The sequence below is a fragment of the Marinobacter sp. L-80 genome (assembly GCF_056859395.1).
In genome coordinates this window covers 22,804-48,828 of record NZ_JBSXOI010000045.1, presented here as the reverse complement: position 1 = coordinate 48,828, position 26,025 = coordinate 22,804, and the positions used below count along the sequence as shown (strand labels likewise).

41 protein-coding genes are annotated in these 26,025 nt (G+C 56.9%); 1 reads left to right on the top strand and 40 read right to left on the bottom strand.

Annotated features, from left to right (window positions below; translation table 11 throughout):
- Positions 1–31 precede the first annotated feature (31 nt).
- The 11 genes from AC13E3_RS03975 to AC13E3_RS03925 form a co-directional block, all read right to left on the bottom strand.
- The gene (locus AC13E3_RS03975; RefSeq protein ID WP_482901742.1) at positions 32–835 is read right to left on the bottom strand and encodes a hypothetical protein; all 804 of its coding nucleotides are present in this window, start codon (positions 833–835) and stop codon (positions 32–34) included.
- A gap of 14 nt (positions 836–849) precedes the next feature.
- A complete protein-coding gene (locus tag AC13E3_RS03970; protein WP_136631111.1) occupies positions 850–1,335 on the bottom strand; it encodes a hypothetical protein in 486 nt (161 codons plus the stop codon).
- A gap of 285 nt (positions 1,336–1,620) precedes the next feature.
- On the bottom strand, positions 1,621–2,169 hold the full coding sequence (locus tag AC13E3_RS03965) for a hypothetical protein (RefSeq protein ID WP_136632298.1): 549 nt from the start codon (positions 2,167–2,169) through the stop codon (positions 1,621–1,623).
- Between the two features lie 14 nt (positions 2,170–2,183).
- Positions 2,184–2,474 (bottom strand): hypothetical protein, encoded by a 291-nt coding sequence (locus tag AC13E3_RS03960; protein ID WP_136631109.1) that lies wholly within the window; start codon positions 2,472–2,474, stop codon positions 2,184–2,186.
- A 264-nt stretch (positions 2,475–2,738) separates the two neighbouring features.
- The gene (locus AC13E3_RS03955; RefSeq protein WP_136631108.1) at positions 2,739–3,419 is read right to left on the bottom strand and encodes an RES family NAD+ phosphorylase; all 681 of its coding nucleotides are present in this window, start codon (positions 3,417–3,419) and stop codon (positions 2,739–2,741) included.
- A complete protein-coding gene (locus tag AC13E3_RS03950) occupies positions 3,420–3,821 on the bottom strand; it encodes an MbcA/ParS/Xre antitoxin family protein (RefSeq protein WP_136631107.1) in 402 nt (133 codons plus the stop codon).
- An 83-nt stretch (positions 3,822–3,904) separates the two neighbouring features.
- The gene (locus AC13E3_RS03945) at positions 3,905–4,096 is read right to left on the bottom strand and encodes a hypothetical protein (RefSeq protein WP_136631106.1); all 192 of its coding nucleotides are present in this window, start codon (positions 4,094–4,096) and stop codon (positions 3,905–3,907) included.
- Positions 4,093–4,416, bottom strand: coding sequence for a hypothetical protein (locus AC13E3_RS03940; RefSeq protein WP_136631105.1), 324 nt, complete (start codon positions 4,414–4,416; stop codon positions 4,093–4,095). The genes AC13E3_RS03945 and AC13E3_RS03940 overlap by 4 nt, the downstream gene beginning before the upstream one ends.
- Before the next feature lie 253 nt (positions 4,417–4,669).
- The gene (locus AC13E3_RS03935) at positions 4,670–6,232 is read right to left on the bottom strand and encodes a DNA cytosine methyltransferase (protein ID WP_136631104.1); all 1,563 of its coding nucleotides are present in this window, start codon (positions 6,230–6,232) and stop codon (positions 4,670–4,672) included.
- Positions 6,233–6,489: 257 nt separating this feature from the next.
- Entirely contained in the window at positions 6,490–7,857 is a 1,368-nt protein-coding gene (gene ltrA / locus AC13E3_RS03930) for a group II intron reverse transcriptase/maturase (protein ID WP_053115127.1), read from the bottom strand.
- Positions 7,858–8,279: 422 nt separating this feature from the next.
- Positions 8,280–8,510 (bottom strand): hypothetical protein, encoded by a 231-nt coding sequence (locus tag AC13E3_RS03925; protein ID WP_136631103.1) that lies wholly within the window; start codon positions 8,508–8,510, stop codon positions 8,280–8,282.
- A gap of 160 nt (positions 8,511–8,670) precedes the next feature.
- Here AC13E3_RS03925 and AC13E3_RS03920 point away from each other — a divergent pair, with 160 nt between their 5' ends.
- The gene (locus AC13E3_RS03920; protein WP_482901741.1) at positions 8,671–9,912 is read left to right on the top strand and encodes an RNA-guided endonuclease InsQ/TnpB family protein; all 1,242 of its coding nucleotides are present in this window, start codon (positions 8,671–8,673) and stop codon (positions 9,910–9,912) included.
- Between the two features lie 39 nt (positions 9,913–9,951).
- Here the strand turns inward: AC13E3_RS03920 and AC13E3_RS03915 are convergent, their stop codons facing one another.
- From AC13E3_RS03915 to AC13E3_RS03775, 29 genes are all read right to left on the bottom strand, one after another.
- The gene (locus AC13E3_RS03915) at positions 9,952–10,371 is read right to left on the bottom strand and encodes a hypothetical protein (protein WP_136631101.1); all 420 of its coding nucleotides are present in this window, start codon (positions 10,369–10,371) and stop codon (positions 9,952–9,954) included.
- Positions 10,372–10,383: 12 nt separating this feature from the next.
- Positions 10,384–10,866, bottom strand: a complete 483-nt coding sequence (locus AC13E3_RS03910; protein WP_136631100.1) for a hypothetical protein — start codon at positions 10,864–10,866, stop codon at positions 10,384–10,386.
- 1 nt (position 10,867) lies between these two features.
- Positions 10,868–11,146 carry a hypothetical protein gene (locus AC13E3_RS03905; protein ID WP_136631099.1) on the bottom strand — a complete coding sequence of 93 codons (279 nt, stop codon included), beginning with the start codon at positions 11,144–11,146 and terminating at the stop codon, positions 10,868–10,870.
- Positions 11,147–11,225: 79 nt separating this feature from the next.
- A complete protein-coding gene (locus tag AC13E3_RS03900; RefSeq protein ID WP_136631098.1) occupies positions 11,226–11,738 on the bottom strand; it encodes a hypothetical protein in 513 nt (170 codons plus the stop codon).
- On the bottom strand, positions 11,735–12,403 hold the full coding sequence (locus tag AC13E3_RS03895) for a hypothetical protein (protein WP_136631097.1): 669 nt from the start codon (positions 12,401–12,403) through the stop codon (positions 11,735–11,737). The genes AC13E3_RS03900 and AC13E3_RS03895 overlap by 4 nt, the downstream gene beginning before the upstream one ends.
- Positions 12,396–12,782, bottom strand: coding sequence for a hypothetical protein (locus tag AC13E3_RS03890; RefSeq protein WP_136631096.1), 387 nt, complete (start codon positions 12,780–12,782; stop codon positions 12,396–12,398). Before AC13E3_RS03890 ends, AC13E3_RS03895 begins: the two co-directional genes overlap by 8 nt.
- A 29-nt stretch (positions 12,783–12,811) precedes the next feature.
- Positions 12,812–13,009, bottom strand: coding sequence for a hypothetical protein (locus tag AC13E3_RS03885; protein ID WP_136631095.1), 198 nt, complete (start codon positions 13,007–13,009; stop codon positions 12,812–12,814).
- Positions 13,010–13,228: 219 nt separating this feature from the next.
- Complete coding sequence (locus tag AC13E3_RS03880) at positions 13,229–13,438, bottom strand: hypothetical protein (protein WP_482901740.1); 210 nt, start codon at positions 13,436–13,438, stop codon at positions 13,229–13,231.
- Positions 13,439–13,481: 43 nt separating this feature from the next.
- On the bottom strand, positions 13,482–14,087 hold the full coding sequence (locus tag AC13E3_RS03875; RefSeq protein WP_482901739.1) for a hypothetical protein: 606 nt from the start codon (positions 14,085–14,087) through the stop codon (positions 13,482–13,484).
- 17 nt (positions 14,088–14,104) lie between these two features.
- Positions 14,105–14,590 (bottom strand): hypothetical protein, encoded by a 486-nt coding sequence (locus AC13E3_RS03870; RefSeq protein WP_136631092.1) that lies wholly within the window; start codon positions 14,588–14,590, stop codon positions 14,105–14,107.
- The gene (locus AC13E3_RS03865) at positions 14,587–14,787 is read right to left on the bottom strand and encodes a hypothetical protein (protein ID WP_136631091.1); all 201 of its coding nucleotides are present in this window, start codon (positions 14,785–14,787) and stop codon (positions 14,587–14,589) included. Before AC13E3_RS03865 ends, AC13E3_RS03870 begins: the two co-directional genes overlap by 4 nt.
- On the bottom strand, positions 14,777–15,373 hold the full coding sequence (locus tag AC13E3_RS03860; protein WP_136631090.1) for a hypothetical protein: 597 nt from the start codon (positions 15,371–15,373) through the stop codon (positions 14,777–14,779). The genes AC13E3_RS03865 and AC13E3_RS03860 overlap by 11 nt, the downstream gene beginning before the upstream one ends.
- An 8-nt stretch (positions 15,374–15,381) precedes the next feature.
- Positions 15,382–15,942, bottom strand: coding sequence for a hypothetical protein (locus tag AC13E3_RS03855; RefSeq protein WP_153637337.1), 561 nt, complete (start codon positions 15,940–15,942; stop codon positions 15,382–15,384).
- Positions 15,939–16,262, bottom strand: a complete 324-nt coding sequence (locus AC13E3_RS03850; RefSeq protein ID WP_136631088.1) for a hypothetical protein — start codon at positions 16,260–16,262, stop codon at positions 15,939–15,941. Before AC13E3_RS03850 ends, AC13E3_RS03855 begins: the two co-directional genes overlap by 4 nt.
- Positions 16,263–16,474: 212 nt before the next feature.
- Positions 16,475–16,897 (bottom strand): hypothetical protein, encoded by a 423-nt coding sequence (locus tag AC13E3_RS03845; RefSeq protein ID WP_136631087.1) that lies wholly within the window; start codon positions 16,895–16,897, stop codon positions 16,475–16,477.
- On the bottom strand, positions 16,888–17,733 hold the full coding sequence (locus AC13E3_RS03840; protein WP_136631086.1) for a hypothetical protein: 846 nt from the start codon (positions 17,731–17,733) through the stop codon (positions 16,888–16,890). The genes AC13E3_RS03845 and AC13E3_RS03840 overlap by 10 nt, the downstream gene beginning before the upstream one ends.
- Positions 17,734–17,806: 73 nt before the next feature.
- Positions 17,807–18,046, bottom strand: a complete 240-nt coding sequence (locus AC13E3_RS03835) for a hypothetical protein (RefSeq protein WP_136632593.1) — start codon at positions 18,044–18,046, stop codon at positions 17,807–17,809.
- Positions 18,047–18,263: 217 nt separating this feature from the next.
- On the bottom strand, positions 18,264–18,746 hold the full coding sequence (locus AC13E3_RS03830) for a hypothetical protein (protein WP_136631085.1): 483 nt from the start codon (positions 18,744–18,746) through the stop codon (positions 18,264–18,266).
- A 49-nt stretch (positions 18,747–18,795) separates the two neighbouring features.
- Positions 18,796–19,203: a hypothetical protein gene (locus AC13E3_RS03825; RefSeq protein WP_482901738.1), complete on the bottom strand. Its 408-nt coding sequence runs from the start codon at positions 19,201–19,203 to the stop codon at positions 18,796–18,798.
- A gap of 190 nt (positions 19,204–19,393) precedes the next feature.
- Positions 19,394–20,980: a phosphoadenosine phosphosulfate reductase domain-containing protein gene (locus AC13E3_RS03820; protein WP_153637338.1), complete on the bottom strand. Its 1,587-nt coding sequence runs from the start codon at positions 20,978–20,980 to the stop codon at positions 19,394–19,396.
- A gap of 136 nt (positions 20,981–21,116) precedes the next feature.
- Entirely contained in the window at positions 21,117–21,605 is a 489-nt protein-coding gene (locus AC13E3_RS03815; protein WP_136631082.1) for a thermonuclease family protein, read from the bottom strand.
- Entirely contained in the window at positions 21,602–21,790 is a 189-nt protein-coding gene (locus AC13E3_RS03810; protein WP_136631081.1) for a hypothetical protein, read from the bottom strand. Before AC13E3_RS03810 ends, AC13E3_RS03815 begins: the two co-directional genes overlap by 4 nt.
- On the bottom strand, positions 21,790–22,146 hold the full coding sequence (locus AC13E3_RS03805; protein WP_482901737.1) for a hypothetical protein: 357 nt from the start codon (positions 22,144–22,146) through the stop codon (positions 21,790–21,792). The genes AC13E3_RS03810 and AC13E3_RS03805 overlap by 1 nt, the downstream gene beginning before the upstream one ends.
- A gap of 247 nt (positions 22,147–22,393) precedes the next feature.
- Positions 22,394–22,528, bottom strand: a complete 135-nt coding sequence (locus AC13E3_RS03800) for a hypothetical protein (protein WP_482901736.1) — start codon at positions 22,526–22,528, stop codon at positions 22,394–22,396.
- A 32-nt stretch (positions 22,529–22,560) separates the two neighbouring features.
- Positions 22,561–22,737 (bottom strand): hypothetical protein, encoded by a 177-nt coding sequence (locus tag AC13E3_RS03795; protein ID WP_482901735.1) that lies wholly within the window; start codon positions 22,735–22,737, stop codon positions 22,561–22,563.
- Positions 22,738–22,827: 90 nt separating this feature from the next.
- Positions 22,828–23,544: a hypothetical protein gene (locus tag AC13E3_RS03790; RefSeq protein WP_482901734.1), complete on the bottom strand. Its 717-nt coding sequence runs from the start codon at positions 23,542–23,544 to the stop codon at positions 22,828–22,830.
- A 3-nt stretch (positions 23,545–23,547) separates the two neighbouring features.
- Positions 23,548–24,696, bottom strand: coding sequence for a hypothetical protein (locus AC13E3_RS03785; protein WP_482901733.1), 1,149 nt, complete (start codon positions 24,694–24,696; stop codon positions 23,548–23,550).
- 227 nt (positions 24,697–24,923) lie between these two features.
- Positions 24,924–25,583: a hypothetical protein gene (locus AC13E3_RS03780; RefSeq protein ID WP_153637341.1), complete on the bottom strand. Its 660-nt coding sequence runs from the start codon at positions 25,581–25,583 to the stop codon at positions 24,924–24,926.
- Positions 25,584–25,591: 8 nt separating this feature from the next.
- Positions 25,592–26,023 (bottom strand): hypothetical protein, encoded by a 432-nt coding sequence (locus AC13E3_RS03775; protein WP_136630295.1) that lies wholly within the window; start codon positions 26,021–26,023, stop codon positions 25,592–25,594.
- Positions 26,024–26,025 lie beyond the last annotated feature (2 nt).

Sequence of the window (26,025 nt, the reverse complement as noted above, 5' to 3'; positions counted from 1 at the left end):
TTTTGCAGCCCGGGAAACCCCGGGCGCATGGTTACAGTTGGCGAAGAATTTCGCGATTCAGATTACGGGCAGCTGCTAGCGAAATCGTATGCGTTGGCTCTTCCTGATTTACATCGGCGAATACAGCCAATTGAAGTTCGCCTTTGTGCTGGATCAAGGTGAACAATTCGCCCATATCGTCCTCGGATGCGTTATCCGTATGGCCTTCCATGCGCACTGCTAAGCCATGGGGAAGGACAGAAATCATCCCTCTGGTGGGTTGGTAACCCCGCTCCTGGTCCTGAATGACAACAGGGTATTCCTGAATGTCGTTCACCGTGGGCGCTGATGGTTTCCTACCGGCGATTTCTGGGCGCGGTTCTGCGGCCCGCCAGTAGGAATCAAAGGCCACGGCCACGTTGCCTGTCTCGACAACCCAGAGCACTTCGATCGGTTCATCACTGTAGTAAGAGGAAAACTGCTCAGCTTGGTCGCTGTCCCTGGCACAACACCGGAAAGCTTCGGGGATGGGCATGACCTCACCATTCTTGGGCTTGTAGATCACAACCATCGGGATAAGCGGCTCCTCATCCTCCGGCATATTGACCCAATCTGAGCCTTCGTCCAGCTCTCCAATGTGGGGCGGGCACTCTTGGCCCTTTTCCTTCGGGCCAAAGCTCGAGCACATCTCTCCCAAGTCAAAGTTGGTGGTGCCGTGGCGAACATCGAAATGCTCTGCCACCAAATCCGCCAACTTGCTCTGGGCCTGGCTGATCAATCGGATCAACTCGTTAGCGCCTTCAATTTCCTGGTCCTGAGCAAGGCCGATCAGTTGGCCGGTATAAAGTGCGTGCATAATCTGATCTCCTCTCAGGCTGCTTTGCGATAGGGGTCGATCACGAAGCCGTCTGCATCGAGATCCTGTTGGTTGTAGGCATCAAGAGCTGCTTCCATAACCTGAAGCTCATAACCTGAACCAAAGAAGTCATGGCCAACGAAGCCACCAATGATGTTGTCCGTAATGTTGTCGAACCTTTTCCATTCACGGCCGGTCCAGTACTCGGAAATCATCGCCCAAACACCGGTACGTCGGATTTTGCGGCGGAAATTTTCGGCTTCGCGCTTAAGCTGCTCTGGGGGGACGCTCGGGTTTGCAGCAGGATTGAAACAATCACCCGCCAGCTCTTCGAAGCCACCATGAATGTCTGCCTGACGTGTAAGACGAATTTTGCCTAGCTGAATGGCGTCGATAACGGCTTGTACCGCCTCGTTCGACTTTTCATAGCCGGTGCTCAGATGTTCTTTGAGAGACTTGATAACCCGCTGGTCCAGATCGGGAAGATTCTTAATGCTCATCGTATGATTACTCCTGCCATTGATGTCCTAACCTGGTAACCATTTTACCAGACCTCAGACACCATGCAAGGTGTATAGCGTGAGCGATTTACGGCGCCAGCCGTGGCGTAGCCAACCGGCCTCAGTGCACACAAATGGGCCGAAGGCCCATGCCGAATAGTCGGCTTTAAAAAGGGGCATCAGGAAAATCCGGATTTAAGTGCACACCGAAAGGGCGCACTGCGCCCAACAACTGGCGAGGAAGAGTCGAGCACCCGCTATTGCGGGCGCTGGGGAGTGATCCGATCAGGCAGCTTGGGCGTCTGGGCTATTGCCCGCCAAGGTCTCGAAGGTGCGTACAGCAAGCCGGGCTTCCCTCATGGTGCGGAAGCAACCAAAGCTGAAGGGCTCTGCGCCGGAAGGCTCGAATGACAGGCTGAAGCCCTGACTGTGCCGGATCGCGCTGAACCGGGTGCCCGGAGCTTTCAGCTGGTCTATGTCCACATCCACGCTGCTGAGTAGAGCCCATGCCGCCAGAAAATGGCCCTCGGAGAGAAGGCGGTCGTAGCTGGCCACGCCGAAGTGGCCGAACAACTGGAACAGGGCGTCGATGATCCCAGGAACAAACTCCATGTCGAAAGGCTCATCATAGAACTCCTCGACCCGGCCATAGAGATGGTTGATCTCAATCGCAAGGTTTGCAGCCCGCTCCCGGGTCTCCGAAACGCCCTGATCGTTCAGGGCGCCCTCGAGGTATTCGCCGTATGGGCCATTAATGTGGTCCGGGATGTTCAGAGTCTCCCAGACACACATCGCCGCAGTAGCCAGCTCGATATTACCTGCTGCGTATTTCATATCATCACTCCTCCTCAGTAGGGAATATCGTTGTCGAACACCGGGTCAAAGTCCGGGTTGGTCGCGTCATAAGCCAGCTTGTTCGCCAGAGCCTGATAATCCTGCTCCTGACGAATGAGAGCTTCCGCCTCTCCGATATCCGGGAAAGCTGCGCGTGCCTTGCCGTTTGCCCACTGGCGAGCGTTGCCATCGTCCAGACCAGCATGGCGAGCGCTGGAGTAGGCTTCGGAATAAATCTCGTCAAACTGATCGCTCAGAAGATATGCTTCTTCAAGAAGCGCCTCGGGTACGGATGCGATGTTCATGTTTCCTGCCTCTTGCCTGTTTGCCTAACCGAACTCCATTTTACCAGACAACGTACACCTCGCAAGGTGTATATAGGGTTAATTTCCCGCGGCGCAGCCGTGGCGTAGCCAACCGGCCTCAGTGCACAACAAAGGGCCGAAGGCCCCGGCTGGCGGAACGCCAGGCACAAAAAAAACCGCTAAGCAGGCGAGTGGGATAGGGTGGCCGGGCGGAAGGTAGGTAGGCGGCAGGAGTCCGCCCGGCCGTTGAACGTTGTGCCGGCGTTAGACCAGCTCGGCAGTGTCCACGATCTGCCGGTTAGAGATGATCAGCTCATAATGACCGGCCTGAACCACGCTTTCTACACGACGCGGGGTAAACAGGCCCCAGCAAGTGGCACCGGGATTGCGAACAGACCAGTACTGGATCCCTTCGGAATCGTTTTTCCGAAGCTTTGCGCCGAGTGCCTGGGCGTCAGCATAGTCTTCCTTGTCATAGATCGGATCTGACAGCTCCAGAGCTGTGGCGTCCGCCAGCTCACCGGAGAACTGAACTGCCAGAGTGCGCAGAACGATTCGATCGAACTTCAGGTCTTCAACCCCGGCAACGTAGCGGCCCCAGTGATAAGAAACCTCAGACAGAGCAGTTTCCTTGGTGTCAGCAATGTAGAAAACACCATAATCGCCATTGCTGAATCGGCTTCCGTCCGGTGCAACGTGAGTAAACGGTGCCGCGGCATAACTGGTTCCCTGGATCTCCCACGGCACTTCATCCAGAGAGAGGTAATCGAGACTCCCAACCTCGTTGTTAAGGCGAGGGTTGGTCAGCTCCTGGAGGGCATACAGAGTCTCGAAATCCTCAAGGCTCGAAACATCCTCAAATAGATGGATGGTCGGCAGCTTCGAGTTGATAAGGCGGTAGCCTTTCACTCGCTCTAGCATTTTTGTGGGTAGGGAAGCGCCCATCTAAACCAGTCCTCCGCGTAGCGCATCAACGCGCTTGAATGTTTCGTAGAGCTTGGTGAACTCACCGCCCTCAATAACTTCCATTGGGCTGCGGCCAGAGAAGTACGGGTTGTGGTTCTTCATCTTCATAAATCCGTACTGGTTCTCTGGGTTCTCAAACACGATCCGCAGTGCCTGGTGAATGTTCAGCAGCATACTGATCCGGGCGAGCTGGTCGGCATCAAGGTTGGCGCTGTCCGGATCGCCTTTCAGCTTGAAGTACGTCGCCCGCTTCAAGCGCAAGATGGCTTGAGCCTGCTCAGCACTGCATCCCCATTTATCGAGGATGTTGAACGCGGCCTTCAGGCCGGCAACACTGAGTTCCTTGTTGCTGAAGCTTTTCTGTGCGCTGGCGGTATTCATGGCGAAACTCCGGTTCAAATCCCTATTTAGTCCAAGTATAGACAAATAAAGCCCTAAAGTCTATATATGGACTAAATCAGTGATCACAGACTGACTCCAAGTTCGTCTGCAATTTCCTGGTCGGAAACGCCGCACTGCTCCAGATATTCAAGTTGAGAGCTCATGCCATCGTTGTTGATGGCGCTGGCTCGCCGGGATGCCGCATCGTGAACCAGATCGTCCAGCATGGTGGATTCGATGCCTTCTTCCTGCAGCCGAAGCTTCAAGGAACTCATGCCGCGTTCTCCTGTGACTCGAGCAGTTCCAGACTGGGGATGTGTTCAGTTGATTTGATGCCGGACTGCAGCCAGCGAACCTTTGCGAACTTGCCGTCAACACTCAGTACTTCGGCAGAACCGGAACTTCTGAGCGAGATATCGTTGTACCGAACAAAACGTCCTGGCTCGATGTTCTCCATCAGGTAGTCGGTTCGTACTTGCTGGTAAAAGCTCGGCCAGAACTGACGCACTGGCGAAACAACATAGCCATCTTTCACCAAGACAGGTGAGGGGCCTTTGTAACCGATCGAGTGAAGAGTTTCGGTGACATCTCTCATGGGATTCTCCTGCGCTGTGATTACCTAACCTGTAAACCATTTTACCAGAGGGCGCACACCATGCAAGGTGTATATTGGTTCATTTCTCCGCGGCGCAGCCGTGGCGTAGCCAACCGGCCTCAGTGCACACAAAAGGGCGCCCCGCGCCCGGGCTGGCGGGACGCCAGACACAAAAAAAAGCCCGCAAAGCGGGCAAAGGTTGGCAGGCATTCGGGGTGTCACAGGGAATCCCAGGTATTCCCTGTGACGGGAGTCAGGCGGCTTGGGCCAGTGCCGGGCGATGGCCTCCGATCAGTGCAATGCTGTCATCGGCGAAGTGAACAATGTGCGGGTACCGGTCCAGATCAATCGCGGCTGCCTGCGGCATTTCCTGCTGCTCGGCAGTCAGGTACAGGATGTCGCTGTCGAACCATTCATCGTTGGCGGCCATGGTGCCAACGGTCAGGCCGATCTGGGTCAGCATCTCAATGCCAAGCTCAACAAAGACCGCTTCGAAAGCTGGGATGATCACGCCCTGACCAAGGATCTCATGGCCGACAGTGTTGGAGTTGCCCGCGATGATAGATGCCGGGGCACCTTTAACCGCGCAGTGCTCGGTCAGGGTGAGCAGGCGAGTCAGCTTCTCGTCAGTTGGGTGCTTGATACGCGGCTCGGTGCTGCGGACTTTCGCGTAACCCCGGCCGATAGTGCCAACCTTCTGAGCTGTGAGGTCAAGCTCCTGCATGGCAAAACCTTTGCCAGCGGCCTTGTCGCGGTCAGCCTTAACGCGGAGGTAATCGTAGTCTTTCCAGATTTCGTCCTCAGCGCTGAACTGCTCCACAATGTCAGCCAGCGTGTCCGGCTTCTTCGCAACGCTGCGAACTTCCGGGAACAGGTTCATAGCATCCAGACCCTTCGATGTTGCGATCATAGCCAGACGATCGCGATTCTCGAACGCGCCCAACTGGTTGCCGTTCAGGACGGTCTCACGCAGGGTGTAGCCCCACTGGTTCAGCACAGACCGGATAATAGCCATGCTGGCGCTGGAAGCGTACTCGACCACGTTCTCAAGCGTGATAACTGCCGGATTCATCGCTTCGATGTACCGGAGGAAGTAATAGAACATCGAGCCGGCCTGATCGTGTTCTTCCGGGTGGGTAAGGCCATTCTTGGAAATCCCACTCTTGGAAGCGCCGACGCAGGGGACGCCGCCGGTCAGAATGTGCAGGCTCAGGTCTGCAGGAAGCACAGAGTCCTGAATCGGGCCGTTGATGATGATGGAATCTTCCCGGAAAAACTGGGGATTGTTGGCGTAGCTGCTTCCGATGTAGCGCGGATCCCACTCAACCGCCAGCTTGGTATAGCTGGAGATGCCGACGCGCTCAAGGCCACTGTGAAGGGCGTAGTCGAGCATCCCGCCGCCGTGGAACAGGGAGCCCAGCTGCAGGGGCTCGCCCTTCATCAGGGTTTCGAGAAAGTCCTTCTCGCGGGCCTTGATGCGCTCTTCGTCAACGTGCGCCCGGATGGTGATCTTGCCCTTGAAGACGCCGATGCGTAGCTTCATCTGGCCCGGGAGGGCGTCGAGAACGGTCGGGTCTTTGATTTCGATCAGCGGCTTGGTGCGGCCGTCCTTCAGGGTACGGCGGGAAACGCGCACGGTGCCGAGGGAGTCGCTACCCGGCTTCGGGTGCAACTGGAACACGTTGCTCTTTTCGTGCTTGCGGATGTGCAGAGTGACGCCCGGCTCAATGCCACCGTGACGGAGATGGAAGCCTTCCATCCAGATCCGGCGGGTGCCGTTGTTTTCGCCAACTCGGGAGTAGATGATAACGCTCATGTTCTGTCCTGCCTGTTTTTCTGCCTAACCTGTAGAGAATTATAGCAAAACAGAGACACCTTGCAAGGTGTATTTAGTGTTTTTTTTCACGGCGACAGCCGTGGCGTAGCCAACCGGCCTTAGTGCACACGAAAGGGCGCTTGCGCCCCGGCTGGCGGAACGCCAGGCAATCGGGATAGGGGGGAGCCATGAGGCTCCACCCCTCCCACACCACCCGGCATGCGGGTCCGCACCGGGCGGTTCGAGACGTTGAGGGTTCACGAGAGTCTCGGCACTCCCAACCGGTCGAAGTAGGCAATCGTCAGGACATTGTGGATGGCAGAGCGACTGTTGTGCCACCAGCGGCGACTCAGAGCCGCCACAGATTCAGCCACCCAGGAACTGGCACCCAACCGGACCAGCTCCCGGTAGATCGTCTTACCCCGCCGCCACTGCCGGAGGTGGAGCATTCTCAGACGACGACGTATCCACTCATCCAGTGATCGCCAGATGCGTGGCGTTTGCGCCAGCCTGAAGTACCCTTTCCAGCCGAGCAGGTATCGGCGGAGTTGCTCTACCACCTGTTCAATACTGCGACCCCCTGATCCCCGGGTCAGTTGCCGGATCCGGAGCTTGAACGCCTGTAACGCCCTGGTGGATACCGCGCGTCGAACCTCAGCGTTCCTCCCTTGCCACAGGGCATAGCCGAGGAACTTGCGCCCGAACACGCTGGTCACCGCGCTCTTGGCTTCGTTAATCACCAGACGCAACTTTCCATAACAGCGGCGGAGTAACTGCATGACCCGTTCTCCCGCCTTGTGGCTGCGAACGTAGACGTTGCAGTCATCGGCGTAACGGGCGAAGCAGTGCCCCCGGCGTTCCAGCACTTTATCCACCTCGTCCAGCAGAACGTTGGCCAACAACGGCGACAATGGCCCGCCTTGCGGCGTGCCCTCGTGCCGATCCATGACCACACCACCGTCCATGATGCCCGCGTTCAGGTACGCACGAACCAGCCGGATAACGCCGGGGTCGTTTATGCGTTTCTTCAGGCGGTCGATCAGGATGTCGTGGTTGACCCGGTCGAAGAACTTCGACAGGTCGACGTCCACCACGATATGGCGGCCCTGTTGGGCGTAACGCTGCGCAGCCAACACGGCGTCGTGGGCCCGACGGCCCGGGCGGAAGCCGTAGCTGTGCTCGCTGAAGGTGGGATCAATCAGAGGTTGCAGCACTTGCAACAGTGCCTGTTGAATCAGACGATCAGTGACGGTGGGGATGCCCAGTTCCCGCTCACTGCCGTCCGGCTTCGGGATGCCTACCCGACGGACGGGCTGTGGTTGGTAGGCGCCGCTCAGCAGGTGCTGGCGAAGCTCAGGCCACGCCCATCGCAGGTGTTCCGCGGTTTGGGCAATGTCCAACCCGTCCACACCTGCCGCTCCCTTGTTGGCCTTCACGCGCTTCCATGCCCGCTGCATATTCTCTCGTGCGAACGCCTGCTCAAGCAGGCTTCGCCCTGCGCCTTCCGGTTCTTGTCGCGGGAGTCCTGCTTCATCGCTCATCGCCTTCGGCAAGGCTTCACCTGTCCGTTGCGCGATCCGCCCCGCTGGCGCGGGCATCTGATGCCGTACAGTGCTCATCGACAAGGCGTTTGACGCTCCTTCTCGTTCGGCCCTTCGCCCTGTGTTAGCGGTTACTATGGCCTCTGCTGACTTCTCGCTCCGTGTTGCCACGTCGCCCTTTCAGGCATGAGGCGAGATCTCCCCGGGTAAGAACACACTCCTTCGCCGCACAACCGCCGGATTTACACCACTTCGCCTTGGCCACAAGAGCTTCGCGGCTTTTGGCCCGCTCGCCCTGCTTGGCAGTGCCTCATATCCGATTCTTGTTCATCGGCTCACGGTTTACGCTCCACGCTTCCTCCCCACGGTCGGTCACCCTTCCGCAGTTGCGCTTCACTTCGTTCGCTGTGGCCAGCTCACGGGAGGACTTGCACCTCCAGGAGTGCGCCCGTGCCGGGCGCACCAAAAAAACCCGCTCAAAGGCGGGTTTTTATCATGGCTGTGGTTTAGATCATGGTACCGGTGCCGGGCTCCGGCATGGGCCACCACTCCACAACGGGTGCATCTCCGGAAATCCCGTCGACCCGCCAGCTTTCTATGCCGTGCAGGTACCGGCCAATGTCCATTGCGTAGCCTTCGCGGGATTCCACGCGGACAATGACGTTATCGCTGGGTTGCGCCTCAACCTCGGTCGGGTGAGGGTTTGCCTTGGGATCGGGCAATCGGCTCTGATTCATCACTCGTCGTCCTTAAACATTGAGGGATCCACGCCCAGCAGTCCGGCCAGTGTTGACCAAGAAACGCGACAAGCCTCGGCACTTCAGGCCGGGGAAGGATAGCGTGGCCACGGAACGTGGCCTATAATACTGTATGTACGAACAGTGGTGGATGAGCTGAATGAAACGCCTGCAAGCCTTTAAGTACGAACTCCGGCCCGATGGTCAGCAACAACGCCTCATGCGCCGTTTCGCGGGCTCCTGCCGGTTTGTGTTCAATAAGGCGCTGGGGCTGCAAAAGGCCCGTTACGATCAGGGCGAGAAGAAGCTGAACTACGCCGGGCTCTGCAAGCAGATCACCGAATGGCGAAACGCTCCGGAAACCGTCTGGCTTGCGGAGGCTCCGGTTCACCCACTGCAACAAACACTGAAAGACTTGGAGCGGGCCTACACCAACTTTTTCGCCAAGCGGGCTGATTTCCCTCGGTTCAAAAAGAAAGGCATCTCCGACAGCTTTCGCTACCCTGACCCCAAACAAATCAAGCTCGACCAAGCGAATAATCGCCTATTCCTTCCTAAGCTGGGCTGGGTCCGGTATCGCAACAGTCGTGAAGTTCTGGGCACGGTGAAAAACGTCACCGTCAGCCAGTCGGGCGGTAGATGGTTTGTCAGTATCCAGACCGAACGTGAGGTGGAAACGCCGATCCCCAAGGGCGATGCCATCGGCATCGACCTGGGCGTGGCTCGCTTCGCCGCCTTCGACCGGCCGCTGCCGGCCTTCGAGGGTGACGACCATCTGAAGCCCCTCAACAGCTTCAAAAAACATCAGGCCCGACTGCGCAAAGCGCAGCGGGCGCTCAGTCGCAAAACCAAATTCAGCAACAACTGGAAGAAAGCGAAAGCCAAAGTTCAGCGCATCCATGCCCAGATCGGTAACGCCCGCCGCGACTATTTGCACAAAGCCACGACGACCATCAGCCAAAACCACGCGATGGTGTGTATCGAGGACTTAAAGGTGCGAAATATGTCGAAGTCAGCGGCAAGCACCGCCGATCAACCCGGACGCAACGTCCGGGCCAAATCCGGTCTGAACCGGAGCATTCTGGATCAAGGTTGGTTCGAGTTCCGCCGCCAGCTGGACTACAAGCTCCAATGGAGTGGCGGGTGGTTGGTGGCGGTACCGCCACACAACACCAGTCGAACCTGTCCGGCTTGCCGCCATGTGTCGGCAGAGAACCGCCGAACGCAATCGCTGTTCCACTGTGTCGAGTGCGATTTCAAAGAAAATGCCGACACGGTTGGCGCGATCAATGTTTTAAGGGCGGGACACGCCCGGTTCGCCTGTGAAGTGAGCGATGCAGCAAGGTCGCCAGCAGCAGGAACCCACCGAAGCGACTCAGGCAAGGCTCTATGCCCTGCCTGAGCGCCGCAGGAATCCTCGGCATTCATGCCGGGGAGGATGTCAATGAACCTCTGAGCTGCGAGCATCAAAGCCATTCCGATAGGCGCGGAGGATGCAGACGGCCTGCTCAATCAACGCGCCCGGGTTATCCTGGGAAACCAGTGCATCACCAAGAGAGGGCATCAGAGATTCGCCATGGCGGCCGGTCTTTATGTCGTCCATTCGGGCCCAAAGGTACGCCTTCTCGTGTATGGTCTCCCGGCCAAGAGGCATAATCTCAAGGTCTCCGGCATAGACTTGGTACCCAAGCTTGTACATTTTCTCGACCAGGCCGCTCAGGTAATACTCCGGCTGGTCATTGCGCTCAAAGAACGCATTCGCCCAGACAAAGCGTTTTCGCAGATCCTCCAGCGAGAAAGATTGGAAGAGCGCGATAACGTCGCTCTTCTCCATCACGTTGCGCTCTAAATGTACGTTCATGGTGCCTCCTGATTAATCCTGGCCGCCGGGGTGGGGGATAAGGGCGATCTCAGCCCCGGAGTTTTCCAGAATCTCATTGGCCATCTCGGCAAAGGTGAAATCCTGCTTCTTGATGATTTGCTGGGCCTCACCGGACCATGCAACGGCTTCAAGCGTTGCTTCCATGGTAGGACCAGGGTTGAGCAGGCCGGCAACTTCCCAGACAAGGGCTGTCCGGAAGTCAGCGCTGGCGAGCTGCTTCAGCGCGACCTCGGCGTTGGGGAATACAGCCTCAACGCAGTCGGTCCAGCGGTTCATGTTCGGGTAACAGATAATCCCGATGCGGGCATTCGGATCTGAGGGGCCTTCGCCATTTTCCGGATTCTCCAGAACGAACACCGGCTTTTCGTCTCCACCAGGGGCGAGCATCAGCAGCTGGTAGCGCCCACCGGAGGCCACCGAATCAAACTCAAGACCGTGGCGTATTCCGATTGCTGTAATGTCGTCGGTGCTCATCTCAGTGTCCTTCTGCGTTGTTGCTGTCGGCGGGGATCTCGGCGTTGATCACCCCCAGCGCCCGGTTCACCATATTCTGGGCCTCATTGAGAATGTCCAGCTCATTCGGCTCATCGTGCAACCAGTGCCACTCTTGGCAAACGCCAGCCAGACAGTTTGCATCACAATGATCGTGGAGGTCGCCGAAGTTGTCGATCGTCTTGAGCGTATCATCCGAGAGGATATCCAGAAGGATAGCCCGTGATAGGCGCTGTGCCTTGATCAAGTCTTGTTTGTTCATGGGTGGTCTCCTGCGCTTAATTGCCTAACCTGAAGACCATTTTACCACAACAGGAACACCGTGCAAGGTGTATATCAGTTTACTGGGCTTTGATTTCGACGTCTGCGAAGCTCACTTCTACCCAGCCTGACACATACGCGCCGGGGTCATCCCCGAGGGAGGCCACAGAGTGCTCGTCGAATTCGACATCTATGTGACTGGCGGCTGAGATGTAGGCCAGCTCTACGTTGTCCTCGTCGGCATCCTCGTCCAGATCGTCGCACCCGGCATCGGCGGCATCGACCCATGCCCAGCACATCACCCGGTACCCATCCTCGGTTCGCTCCACGGGCAAGTCATCGGCGAATTCCACTTCACCGTCCCGGGCGTACATTTTCCGGGCGCACTCCCGGGCCTGCTTCGCTGCCTTGTACATGGTATCCACAACAAGAGCCGTATCAGGGCCGGAAAGGACGCTGGCCGCGCCATTGTAAAGAATATCCTGGGTAATGGCGGCCCGGTCAAAGTCTGTGAAGTCCGCCAGAATCGTCAAAACAGCATCCAGCGTATCGGCCCGTTGCTCAACTGAGTTGAGATTGATCGTGTACCTCATGCGTCTGCTCCCGACTCCTGGTGCTTATCCAATACGAATTTGGCCATTTCCTTATTCAGAGGCATCAGTGCGAGGCCCATATCCGCAGTGCCATAGGTTACAACAACGCCACTGAGCGTCAGGTACAGATCGCTTTCACCGTCTTTTAGATAGTCGTTGAAAGACTCCTCGCTGATGGGGATGTAGGGGCGCTCAAGATGCACGACGCCGATTCCGTATTCACTTACCGACCCGGATAGGGGGTGCAGATTGCTGCAGTCGAACTCCCGATCTGCAAACCAGCTCTGAACCGCCTGAATTACAGACAACCCGTCCTCGGCAGCTTGGTCAATAAACTCCGGGTTAACGTCCGCTGAAAGATCCAGGGCTTGGATTTTGGCAGCCACTTCCGCTGCAAAACCGTCAAACACGGGGATCTCGCGATCAATGGATGCTTCACTGGTCCACCAGCCCCGGTAGTCAACACCATCTTCAGGGTCGCCGGGCATGGTGATGTTGTCGTAAAGCTCGCCTTCACTGTAACCCTGAAGCATCATTTCGTGGGCCCGATCCAAGCCGGTCTCCTCAAGTGCCTCAAGGTGGCGCTCGGGGGTTTCTTCGGTCGTGCTCCAACGGATGTTGATTGAGATGGTCTTGGTGACCTTGAACTGTGCGTTGTTAGTCATGTTTGGTGTCCTTGAGTCCTGAGTGGGGGAGGGCGGCCAGTGGCAATCCCGCCCGTGTCCACTTCGATAGCAATTCTGGTGTGGCCTCGGAAATCAGCCCGGTTTCTTTGAGTTCGTTCTTGCCGGTTAGCCGGAAGGTCTGGCTGTTATGCGTAACCGGAAGCACTGGTTTCAGCCGTTCTGTGGTGATCGAGACCAGATGGATAGCGGCGGCCGGCTCGGTGAAAGACTTGTTGCGCTTCTGGCAGGCCAGGAAGTGAACTGTGTTTCCCCGATAGGTGACGGTCAGCGGTACCCATGTCTTGAGCTGATAGCCTTCGATGGCGTTGAACGCTTCTCGGATGGCTTCCTCTGCAGAGTCTGGGGCCTGTGGTTCCATGGCGAGTTTCCGATTAGCGGCGCCCATCGTTATGGGCGCCATGTGCTGGTCGGGTTACCAATGAGGCATCCATGCTCTGCCCATTCGCGAAGGCGCCCGGCCTCCTCGTAGCAATGCTGGATTTCCCAGTGATTGGCGTCCGGATCGGCTTTGCTCAGTCGCTCAATCTTGTCCTCAAGCCTGCTGGCCCGACGCTCCAATGATTCTTTGGTGTGTCTCTGTTTCATGCTGCCCCCTGATGTTGTCCTAACCTGACTTCATTCTACCATTCTTCTTACACCATGCAAGGTGTATACAGTTTCAACTCCCACGGCGACAGCCGTGGCGTAGCCAACCGGCCTCAGTGCACACATAAGGGCGCCCCGCGCCCCGGCTGGCGGAACGCCAGGCACAAAAAAACAGGCCTCGGAAGGCCTGTGTCTGTCGTTTGCAGGTAGAGAGATGTTTCAGGGCTGGCGCATCAGCTCCGATTCCCGCCAGCCGCCACCCTCGGTGCCATCTGAAAACTTCAGGTACCAGATAGGCTCGTTGGCTCCGTTTGGCCGTGAGCCCGGATCCGGGTCCGGCATCAGGATTCGGCCGCTGGCATTCAGGCCGGGCACAATCACTTTTTCGCCAACCGAAAGCGGCGGGTTGTGCTGGGTAACCTGGGACATAGGCGCTCCTGTCGTAATCTGGGGTGAGTCGGGTACCAGCCCTCTACATGAGGGCGAGCGTCGGTTCTTCGATGGTGTCCGGAAGAATGGTCCAGAGTTCCCAGTCCGGACTTTCTTTGCGGGCCTCGACCAGCTCGCCAAGCGCGATCGCGTAGGGGATAACCTCATACGAGGGGCGGTCATCCCAGTGCTCGCCGGTCTCCGGATTCGAGACTTGGTAGCCGATCGGGTTTTTAGACAGCTCCCAGTCCTCCGCGTTTTCAAGTGCCGACTCGAGCAGGACGTCATCTCCGGTACCGGGGAACCATATATCCCCGTGCTGGGACTGGTTAAAGGCAAAGTTCAGTTCCTGAAAGGTCACCGCCGGCGTGTTGATAGGAACTTCCGCATCGAATTCGTGAAACAGGGCCGAGACCCAGATCTGTTCGTCGGAGACCACAATTTCAGGGGTGGTGGCCGAGAAATCACCGCCGTAATACTGGGCATCCGGCTTGGTGAATCGTGCCTCGGAAAGGTCGTGGTCTGTAGCCAAGTTGATGACCTGGCCAATACGGTCTATGTCCGCCTCGCTCACAGTGAAAACGACGGCGATCGGGTTCTGTACCAGGGGCCCGGACTTGCAGGCCATGACGATTTTGATGCTTTTCATGGGATCTCCAGAAATTATCAGGTTGAAACGCTGTGCTGGATGTCCGCCGTGAAGGCGTGAACGTCTCCGTCGTAGTGTTCGGTAATATAAGCGTCGAATTGACGGTCCTCGGGTGACAGTGGGTCATGGATGAAAGCCAGCCCGTCATCAAGGGCTTCAATATCGGCCACCGCGTGGAATTCAGTTTCCGGATCCTCCCTCAAGACCAGCGTGTCTACCGGGAAGTCATAGCCGCCGTCGCCAAGAATCAGAAAGCTCGTCGCCGGGCATTGGCCGCTGAACCAGTCCTCCACCGAGATGGCCGGGATTCCGGTAACCGGGTAGTCAATCTTGAACACCCGGCCGTACCGTCTGGCCACATTCGGGGACCGGGACAGGAACAGCATGTCGGCCTCATCGCTCCGGCCGCGATCGGCTTTCCAGCCCTCGAAATCCGGAGCACTCGCCCCGTGGTAAAACGTCACCGTGGGGGTGCAGGGTGTGGCCACCTTTCGCACGTTCATGCTGTGCCTCGACCGGGAGCCTTCCGGCTCCCCAGAATCACGACATGGGGCCTTGAGGTGATAGTCAGACGCTCGTCCCAGTGTCGCTCAATCATGATGTCGCGGGCCCTGGGGCGGGTTTCCGCCTCCACTTCGTCCACGGCCAGGGCTTCGTCGTTGCCTGTTCCCCGAACCTTGAGGAGGCACTTAAACAGCATTGGTGTCCTCCTCGCCTTTCTCCTCAGTATCCGCAGGCTCAAACTCATGGCCCTCAACGTGGTACTCCGCCTCGATGTCGTTGCTGAATACCTCATCCGGAGCCAGAGCCATGGCGTGGATTTCCGCAGAGGCCGGGCCAATTTCATTCTCAACCTGAATCTCGCGGCAGCGAACGGCCGTCCGGTGTACCTCGACGGTATAGGTGCCATAGGCAGCCGGGTCCGGGTACCGGCGCTCGTGTTCCGCCAGCGCATAGGTCGGTACCGCATTGAAGTCGTAGGGGTTCCCGCTGAAGTAAGGCTCAATCGCCGGGGTATTGCACTCTGGGCACTCCTTGGCGTCGTTGAGTTCGTCTTCGACGGTCCACTCATGGAAACAGTGGGTACAGCGGTACCGGCCCTGCATCAGGTGTTGTGCGTTTACCTTGTCCAGAGCATCGTTTACCGATTTCTGCAGGGCTCTGACTTCCGTGGGGAAAGGGGTGTTCCCGGAGGCCACGGCCGCCAGCATATCCCGTACCTGATTCATCACAGCTTTTTCCACGGTCATCGTGGAGGTTTCAATGGTCACTTTGGGTGCGCTCATGGGATGCCTCACTGGTTAACGTAAAAGAGAATGTGGGTGGGTAGGTGGTCAAGCTCTCGCTTGAGGATTTCCCAAAGCGGGGCAAGTTGTTCGTCGTCCCAGCCGTTTACATCAAGGATCACCTCGTCATCGACGTCATCACGCTTGAAGACATCCAGCTCCGTACGGATGCGCTGGAAGGTGGCTTCAGTGACACCGTAAGCATGAATAGCGCCGGGTCTTTCCAGATCCGGATACTGGGTGATGGTCAGTTCCTGGGGGTGTTCCGGGCCGGGCTTCTCGCCGCGACTGGCTGTGTAAGCCGCACACGCAGGCACTTTGAAGGGCCGGCCATGGGTAATGTCGCTGCTCTGAACGAAGAATGAGGTTTCCCCGCCAGCCTGGGCCTGCTCGGCAAGAGCCGCCAACGGCCGGCTTCCATGAAGCCAAAGGTTCTGTTCGGGCTCGCTGGAAATCATGACAAGGATGCCGGTATCGGTGCGGATGGCATTTCCGTTATCCAGATCTTCTGCCGCGGCCCTCAGATATTCGAGATCCTGGGTGGGAATGTTGTCGGGGGATATGCTCATGCTGATTCTCCCGCAGGTGTCAGGCTGGTGCGTATCTCAGAGAGGGAGCGCCCCTCATGGACCTTGGCACCGTCGAGCCAAACCTGGGATTCCCAGACTTTCCAGCCATTAAGGCCAGCTTTCAGGGCGGGGGATTTCTCGGCTTTGAGCATCAACGATGCAGCAAGCGCGTCGGAAAATTGAGAGTCGGTTTCAAAAGCACACTCCAGAGTCCGGGTGACCGGTGCCACACGTCCCTCACGGCCATAGCGTGAGAAGTGAGCCGCCACGGTTTTCAGTGCTCTGTCGAAATGCTGTAAACGCTCGCTGGTGTTGTTCATAAGTCTTGCCTTGCTTGTTTGCCTAACCTGAGAACCATTTTACCAGCATACATACACCATGCAAGGTGTATATAGTGGCAATTTCACGGCGACAGCCGTGGCGTAGCCAACCGGCCTCAGTGCACACATAAGGGCGCTTGCGCCCCGGCTGGCGGAACGCCAGACACAAAAAAAGCCCGCGTTGCGGGCTTTGGATTGGTTGCGGTGAGGCGCTAGACTTCGACCAGATAAAACACAGAGTGCTCATCAAAACCCTCGGCCATGGGTATGGGCTTGGATGCAAGATCAAAATCATTCGGCAGTGGGACGAAGGCGGGCTTTTCCAGCCAGCGCTCAATTTTCGCTGACAGGTCTGCCAGATCGTCGGCGCCCTGGCCGTCGAAGTTGTAGAGCGGGCAAGACTGGTCCCAATTCGGTTCCTGGCTTGCATCGTCGAAGGCATAGCCGGTGCAAAACAGCAGCTCGTCTTCGAAAATGAAAAAAAATCCCTTGTCGATATCCGTGGTGAAGCACGGGTAGGGCTGGGTCAGGATTGCCCGGTGAATAGCATTCCAGTTGCGAGCTAACCGGCGGTATTCCCGGCTCTCGTGCTCATCATCAGACCATTCCAGATCTTCGCGTATCATTAACGGCATTTTTGGGTCTCCCAAGGGTTCTTTTTCGGCGTTGCTACACGCTCAGCGAGTTTCCACAAAGAGGTCCTATCTGCCTTGCGAATCTGGTTCAGCTCGGTCTTCAGGCTGGCGCGGTGCCATTGACGTCCGTCTTTGAAACGCTCATGAAGCAGGCCTTGATTGATCAGGTCGTTGATCAGCTCATTTTTAAACTGGTGAGAGATCTGACAACCGCCACGACCAGCCGAAAAGTGCTCCACAAACTGAAGACCAGGGAATGCTGAGCGGATGGCACCATACTCGTAAAACAGTCCGTCAGTTGTGATGTCTCGGTAGATCTTTCGCTTTCCAGTGAACGCGGAGTCGAGAAGGGACTCAGCCAGCTCCTCACGGTAGTAGGTCAGTCGGTTCAGTTTCTCGTCATCATCGAGCTCTTCGCAAATGGCGTAGACATCAACCCAGCGCAGCCCAGTGACGCTGCTTTTCCCGGCTTTGATTGCTTCGACAATCCGAACCAGGCGATCGAGCGAGACCAAACCGTTCAGATCATCCGGGTGAATGTGAAGCTTCTCGGGAACTTCACCAAATGTCCGGGCGTAGGTGCCATCAACAATCATGTGCTCGTCGCTGAGTAGGGCGCCCATTTCCTCGTAGAATTTATCGCTGGCGGCGTTGTCCGCGAACTGGGGGTAGTAAATGTTCTTTTGCCGGTAGCTCGGTGTATCAATCCGGATGTGGACTCTCAGATAAATAGATCCCGGATTAAAGTTCGCCGGCAAAGGAAGGGCTGCAGAATCGTGGAATTTGCACTCACCGTCTGCTGAAAAAATGTCTGTCAGTTGTTTCTGGGCACTCATGGCGACACCTCGAATTTGAAAAGGGCTGGCAGCCCATTAGCGGAAAGACTGCCAGCCAAAACGGAAACTGGGTTTATGCGGCGGCCTGGATTTCTTCCGGGCCGTGCAGGAACTGAATATTCGGGTAGCGGCCGGACGCTGCGTATAGCTCGCCGTTATCGGTGGTGCCCAGATAGACCGGAGCGTTTACACGCTCAGCGAACTCGCGAATGGTCATCGGGCGGCCGATTGCGTCGCTCATTTCGTTTGAGGTGGTATGGGCGACAATGGCGATATCGTCGGTGAAGAAAGGGATCGGGGTTGAATCAATCATGGTGTTTCTCCTGCCTGTGTATGTTTGCCTAACCTGTAAAGAATTATAGCAGAGTTAAGACACCTTGCAAGGTGTATATAGGGGCAATTTCACGGCGCCAGCCGTGGCGTAGCCAACCGGCCTCAGTGCACAGAAAAGGGCGCCCCGCGCCCCGGCTGGCGGAACGCCAGGCACAAAAAAAGCCCGCGTTGCGGGCTTTCTGGATCTATTGCCAAAGTCAGCTCAGGTATTGCAGCCACCCATGACCAGAGGTCCTCGGGTCGATCGGGACAGAAGGATGATTGAGACCGTTTGCCTCGCCTGTAGTGCCCGGCGCATAACGGCCTGTATTGGTCTTGAAATCGACGTAGGAAAGGGGCGACTCCGAATTGTCCGAAAGGCACGGCTCTACGGTTAACACCTGGATGTCCTCAATCTGGTCATCGGCATTCTTGTAGCAGTGAAAGCTGACACGGGCACCAATACCCATTGGGCCCAGTACTTCCACGCGCTGAAAACCGCCAGCCTCTTTGATCTGTTCAGCAACCGGCCGGGCCAGCATGGTCACCCAGTCGCACGGATACTCGGATTCGGGAAGGATGCTCGTCAGGTGCTTCTCAAAGCCTTCATCTACGCCTTCGTAGCGCAAACGCAGAACTTCCTGGTCCACTCGCTCATTGGCGATCTGGTAGTGCCGGAAAAGGTCTTGCAACGTCTTCATAGTCAGTCCTTGTGGTTTCGTGTTGATACAGCGCCAGCTCACGCTGGCATCAAGCCGGGCTCATCCCGAGCCAAGTGATATGTTTCTGAAGGTCCGCGGCGGTGATCCCCGGGGCGCAGCTCTTGCCGTCCTGATCGACGCCGGCGATCAGGACCGGGCCCGCTACCAGTTCCGGATAGAGGGGAAAACGAAAGAAACTGAAGTGCTCAAACAAGGCATCACCATCGTAAAAAATCGAATCGTCATATTGATAGCCTTCAAACAGATTCTCTCCTTCGATGTAAAAGCCCTCTTCATCGAGTCGTCCCCCTGGCCCAGCGTTTATAACTGGTGTCGCTTCCATCCGTTCTGACCCTGTTAATTCCTTGAATCGAGCTGACGTTCCATCATAGGGAACCTCTGTGACCGTGCGCTTGGCCGGGTCGATGAGAATGGCGGTGCGTTCTGGGTTTGTCATGGTGTCTCTCCTGCCTTTGTTTGTTTGCCTAACCTGATACTCATTTTACCAGGCAGCGCACACCACGCAAGGTGTATTAAGGGTTTATTTTTCCGCGGCGCAGCCGTGGCGTAGCCAATCGGCTTCAGTGCACACAAAACCGCGAAGCGGGGAGGGCAGGCCGGTGCCTGCCCGGTGGGGCCGGGCCCGCTCAGAGTGAGCAGGCTAGGCAGGCCATCGGCACTTCGTCGTGCTCCAGACCCTCTCTGGCGGCCTTGCGCTCGGTCTGGACACTGATGCCGTCCAGTTGCATTTGGACCTTCTCAGAGACGTCCTTGCTGGGTGTGTAGAGGCCTTCCCATGCCAGTTCCCCGGTGACCTTAGGCAGCTTGGCGATCATGGCCGCCAGCACGTCTACCTGCTCGGCGGCGTCCATGGCCGTGCGCTCGTCAGCCGGGTTGCTCTCCAGAACGGCCAGAGCATCCTCATAGCGGCGTTTCAGGTCCGCCTCCTGCAGGACAACCTGGCAGTGCTTAACGAGGTTGCGCAGCTGCTTGTAGGCCGTCTCGCTCTTCCAGGTGAAGGACTCGGATGCCGGCTTGCCGGTGTCGATGGTGCCCTTCGGGAAACGGATCTGGGTGATAACGATTTTCATGTCCGCCAGATCGTAGTGGGGCATAGGCGTGGTGGCCTTGAACTTGTAGTGGTTGCCCACGGCGGACTTGATGCCGGTCAGCGACGGGCTCAGAGTGATCAGCTCCTGCCAGTAGGTGCCCGGGGTGAACTCCCGGCCGGTGAACTGGCTGATGCGGTGGTCGCTGTACAGGGCGAAGGCAACGAACAGCTCGTCAAACGCCAGCTCGTCGGTCTCAGGCTCGAAACCGAACAGGTCTGCAGTCTGGTCGTCCTTGCGGGCTTTGACCGGTGCAGGGGCCTTCTTGGGGGCCTTCTCGTCCTTACGGATATCGATGAACGCCGGGACCGGGTACGCAGCCGGGAAACCGGCCTCGGTTAGCGTCTGGGGGATGTTGTCCCAGCGCTTCTCGTCCTCGGCGGTCAGCTTCTCCAGGCGCTCGGTGATCTCGAAGTTGTGCGGATCGTTAACCAGCATGCCCACAGACTCCGCCACTCGCTGGAAGAAGCAGTTGTAGCAGCCGCTGCGGGAGCGGTACTTGTAGGTCTCGGGAATGCCGATGGTGCGATCCAGGATGTCGAAAACCATCGCCTTGGTGATCTTCAGGTCGATGAACGGGAAGGCGGCCTTGGCGTCCGTCTCCATGCTGTACTGGAAGCTGATGCCGTCCCGGTCGGCTTCGTCGTACCGGATGCCCGCCAGAGACACGTAGCCGTTCTCTGAGGGGATGGTGGCCATGTACTGGGTCAGCGGGTCGATCTTGAGCTGGCGGGTGCAGTACCGGGCCCGGCCCGAAGGCAGGAAGCCGTTGTACTTGTCGATCAGGCCGAACAGGTCATTCTCCGGCTGAAGACGGGTCACAGCGATGCCAGTCATCTCCTCGATCTGGTCCAGTGCGGTGTAGCAGCTGTCCGGCTCGGCACCGGTGTCGGTGAACAGGAACGTCAGGTTCCGGTAGTGGGGCGCCAGATAGGCGGCGGCGAACAGTGCCAGCACGGAGGAGTCAGCACCCCCAGACAGGCCTACGATAACCTGGGCGCTGGGGTTGGAGATCGGGAGGCGGTAGCTCTCCAGAGTCTCGCGATCCAGATGGCTCTCAAAGATGCGCTTGATGTTGGTGATGTCGAACAGTTGCTTAACTGCGATCTCTTTGTAAATGCCCATGTCTCTCTGCCTCTTCAAATTGCCCTAACCTGAAAACCATTGTACCAGAATATATACACCTTGCAAGGTGTATCGGTAAATAATTTACCCGGGTGATTATCAGAGAGATACAGCGCCTGAGCTGTCTGCTGGCGGTCTAGCCGCCAGCTTGCCGGTACTGGGCGTCTAGGAAGGGGTGCCGCCCCCAGCGGGTGACATACTCGGAGAAGCCGCTCTGAATCAGGTGCAGGCCGATATCGCCGATGTTGGCCGCAGAGACAGAGCAGATCGGGCGTCCATACTTACCCACATCCCAGCAGCGGAAGGTGACCTGCTGGTCTTCAGTCAGGCGCTTCATGTGAGCGCTGATCGTCTTGCCTCTGAGGGTGTTGCGGGCCTCATTGGAATGGACAGACTCGGCCGTATCGACCGCGCCAAGGCGCATCTTCACGCTACGGTACCGGTCGTTGAAGTGGTCGGAATCGCGCGACTGGCTATAGAGCTGGCGGTAGACCTGGGGATCAATACCGGAGACCCAGTAGGTGTCACCGTCCACGGCCCGGTAGATGTAACCGGAGCCCTGCACATCGAATGCCTGGGCCTGGGAAAAGAGCAGGGCGCCCAGAAGGGCAATCAGGAGCCTCATAGCGGTCCTCCGTAGATAGCTTCAGCTTGTGATTGGGTGAGGCGGCCAACGCGCACCTTGTGCTGCAGATCAGCCCTGTCCCCCTCACGCATTTGTTTGAAGATGTCGCTGACCTTCCGGCCGCTGCCGGTATCCCCGGCAGCTATCTTTCTGAAGGCCCGGATCTCGGCGTCGCTATAGCTCATCAGGCCACCTTCCGGATGTCGTTGGGTGTCAGGTGCATCTGGGCTGCCTTCGCCTCCCAGTATTCGGGTGTGAGGATCCCCTCGACTGCAGGAATCTCCACATTGTACTGGCGGGAGATGCTCGCCAGGATCTGGGAGATTTCCCGGGGCTGGACGCCGCAGAGCTGGATGTAGTTGCGGGCAATGCTGTTCACGAAGCCCAGAGAGGGCTCGGAATCGCGCAGGGTTTCCAGCCACTCGGCGAAGCGGTGGTTCCGGAAATAGTGCTCGAAGTACTTGTCGAACGACCCGTAGTAAGCCTTCAGCTTGGGGCGGGATTGGTACTTGGCACTGACGAAATTGCGAAAAGTCTGCATGGGGTGCACTCCTGCCTGAAGTTGTTTGCCTAACCTGAAAACCATTGTACCAGAACTCGCACACCTTGCAAGGTGTATAAAGGTTTAATTTTCCGCGGCGCAGCCGTGGCGTAGCCAACCGGCCTCAGTGCACATGAAAGGGCGCTCCGCGCCCCTGGCTGGCCAACGGCCAGACACAAAAAAAAGGCCTGCATTGCAGGCCTTGGTCTTGGGTTTTCGCCAAGAAACAATTGTCAGTTCAGAAAGTCTATTCTACCTCTGGAATGTCCTCGGCGGTATCAGGATCAAAGCCCAGCAGCTCATGGGCGAAGCGACTGGTTGGTTTGTCGCCTTCGATGACATGACAGGTGTCGTCATCACCATGAACTCTACCGGTTACCAAGGACAAGTTGTCCAGATCTGGCCCCTGATTTTTTACTCCTTCTCATCAGGCTCCAACGACAAAAAATCAATCGCCTCTTTACCTTCTTTGTACAGGAAGCTCTCAAGCTGATTAACAGAGGCTCCTCTTAGTTCTTCGGGAGAAAACAGTGCTATGGCATAGCCTTCCGCCTGTAGCTCCTCAATAGTCTTGCCATTAGTGGTTTTCATTTACCTGTTCCTTCTTTGGTAGCCTTGTTTGCAGCGTTTTCCTGTTTACTCATTTCCGAACCCGTTCTGTCAGGTGAGAAAGGGGCCTTCTCAGGCCCTCATGAGATCGTCCGCGACGGACACTCCGAAGTACTCTTCGAACCAGTGCCATACTTCTTCTCTGTGGGTACCGGCAGCAAAGATCAGCCAGTCTTCGGCCAGGCACTCGTCATCCAGGCAGCCGTCGTGGTGGACCGGTACCGCAGAGAATGCCTCCCACAAGGCCTTGGCCATGGTTTTAGGATCAGAAAGGCCCCAGCGCTGTCGGGAAGGAGATAGGTCCCGCACCATGATCAGGTGCTTCACCGCATCCGCGTAGATACTGTGCGGTGCCGAGTATTCCGCCAGCTCAGAAGGAAACACTGACTGGTAGTGGTCGCCGTTATGCTCAACGGTGTAAACCTCCGGCTCATCCTCTTGGTCGTCGGCGTCCATGTTGGTAAGGCGGACCACGATGTGTCGGTTCTTTGCGAATCCTGGCACGCGCTCTCCGTTCTCGCCAAACCTTGCCTTCAAGGCCTGAATGATCGTGTCCCAGAGATCCTCCGGCATATCGGAGCTGTCACCCTCACCGGAGAGGTTCGGCTCAACAAGGACGGCCACGTCAGACCATTCGCTTGCCGGTTTTCCCGCCTGGTGCCAGGTGAACACGGTCTGGTTCTCGATGTACTGCAGGAAATCGGCCCGCTGGAAGAACTCGGGTGCATTCAGTTGAACGTGAAGGCCGAAGTGACCTACCACGCCGCGATTGAGTACGCTGTCGATCATGGTTCAGGCCTCCACTACCGGATTGGTGGAAATCTGGAAAACCTTGTGGAATTCCACGTTGCAGCCGGCCACGCGCCAGGTGTTGCCCTCATCGTCGATCTCGATTTCGTCAAGATCCTGCTCAGTAACATTCAGCTCGAGCATGCCGTGTTCTGTCTCAACGGACAGCTCTATGACTGTTTCATCTGGTGCGCCAGAGCCGCTGTGAATGGTCTCGTCGTAGTACCGGACAAAGAATCCGTTGATCTCGATCGCGTCTGCGTCCTGAAAAACGTCGAGGAATTTCTCGGCCAATGGGTTTCTCTTGGCGGTGTCGGCACGCTCAACTACATCACCGGCCTTCGCGAGAGAGTAGGCCTCGTGCTTTTCACTGGGCGTCAGCGGCACGCCGTTACGCATGACGGTAATCTCAAAGTCATCCAGACATTTGATGGCTAGCGTGGCGTGCAGGACATCCAGCGCAGCATCCGCCAGCAGATGCTCAGGGGTCGAAGCGCCAACGGATACAGGGATAACATCAGGAACATCCAGATCGGCCTCGTAATGCTCGCTGTCATCCACCAGGGAATCGATCACAACGTCCAGTTCAATCGTCTCCGTCTGCTCACTGGGGCTTTCCTGCTCAGCCAGCGCACTGTCCAGCTCGGCCAGCACTCGACGGGTAATGCCCTCAGAGCCTTCACTCTGCTTACGTAATGCTTGATGCTCTTCGATGGTGAACTTGAAGTCGCGTTCCTGCCTCAGGCGCCTCAGGCCCATGGCAACAGCATCACCTTTTGCAAGGCTCGGCAGTTCATACCGATCTGCCAATACCTTGATCGGCTCACCGCGCAGCAGGTCCCGAAGGATCTTCATGTCGCGAATGGTGCGCTCCTGGGCCGCCAGCTCATGTTTCGAGGGTGGAAGGGAGTTGCGTAGCAGCTCATACAGCTGGGATTTGCCGTAACCGGCCTCTTGAAGGTACCGGCCGGAGAGTAGAAAAGCCTCAACTTCCGAGGAGGGCGCCGAAAGGCCGTCCTCCAACGTTTGTACGCCAGTCTGAAAATCGTCGTTCTCCCATGAAACGAACTCCGTGGCCTTCAACAGCTCCATCGCTGCAGCCGCCGGCATTCTGAGAACAACCAGTTCTTTGGGGTTGGTGGTGCCTGTCATGAAATTCTCCTACCTGTGTTGATGTCCTAACCTGGAAACCATTTTACCATGGCAGGTACACCTTACAAGGTGTATTGCGGAGAGATTTTCCGGCGCCAGCCGTGGCTACGCCACTGCCTGAGTGCACACAAAAGGGCGCTTGCGCCCAGGGCTGGCGGAACGCAGGGCACAAAAAAACCCGCCAAGCGGGTTTTCTGCATGAGGTTGATTAGATCTGCATTAAATTTTCACGAGGTAAACTCCATGAAATTCTTCGCATTTATGAATTTGGTTTGCTGTGCATCATTTAGCATCATCACCGTCACATCGTTGGCGAAGGGATTCCCGAATGTCTCACAAAAAAGGGTAAGCATTTTTTCAGAAAGGCGGGCTGAAGAGCTAAGGCTCCCAGAAAAGAGCGCAGGCATTACGCCAAGACCTGAGGGCTGTGGTGCTCTTGAGAAGAAATGCTCAACCATCCCGTCAAGGGCAGCCTCCAAAATATCAGCGGATCCGTCGTCATGGACGGTTATCACCCCATTGAAAGTCTGCGGTGGAGCCGACTTTGTGTATGTTGTAACCCACCTGCTATTCCGCAAATCATGAGCTTTGAAATTACCGTGTTTCGCTCTGCTGACTAACTCGCGCATGTACATAAACTGGTCGTTTTCGCTCAACGTCGGCTTAGTAGCGCTTTCCAGCGAGTCGTCAAAAACCTCAACCGTAACCGAGTCGCTGATATCTGGCTGACTGGCTGTCAAAAGGTTTCTGATGTTATCCCCTAGTTCGGCCCAGTCCATCTCCGCTAAGTTATGAAACGGCACGCCGCCATTTCTCATCACAATCATGGAAAACTCGTCAGTATCGGTAAGGATCGAGACTGAAAAGAAGATTCGGTATGTGTCCATTAGTTAAGTTACCTTTTGTTTTCTTGCCGATCACTACGAGTACATGGGTGCTTGTTTGCCAGTTCTTTAAGCAAGTGCACCCCCAGTGGAAACTCCTCCAGCGCTTGGGCAGAAAGTGCCGGGCGCTCAAAGGTACCTACCGCCTGCCCAATCAGGTCCCGGATAGTCTGAATCCGGAACTGGGTACCAGGCTCAACACAAATGAGGGGGCCGTTAGCAGTGTATATTTTCCCGTCCCCGGCCAGAAGCATGGCAGCGAAAGCATCGTACAGACCGGCGTGCACTCCATTCAGGGCATTACGGGCCTGACGCTGCTCAACGTTCTGAACACTGGCCTGCTCCTGAATGGAGAAGTAATCCTGAACGCTGATCGCCAGAGCGGGGGAGCTGGCACCGATCAGTGCCAGCCATGTCAGGGCGAATATGAAGGGTCTGCTCATTG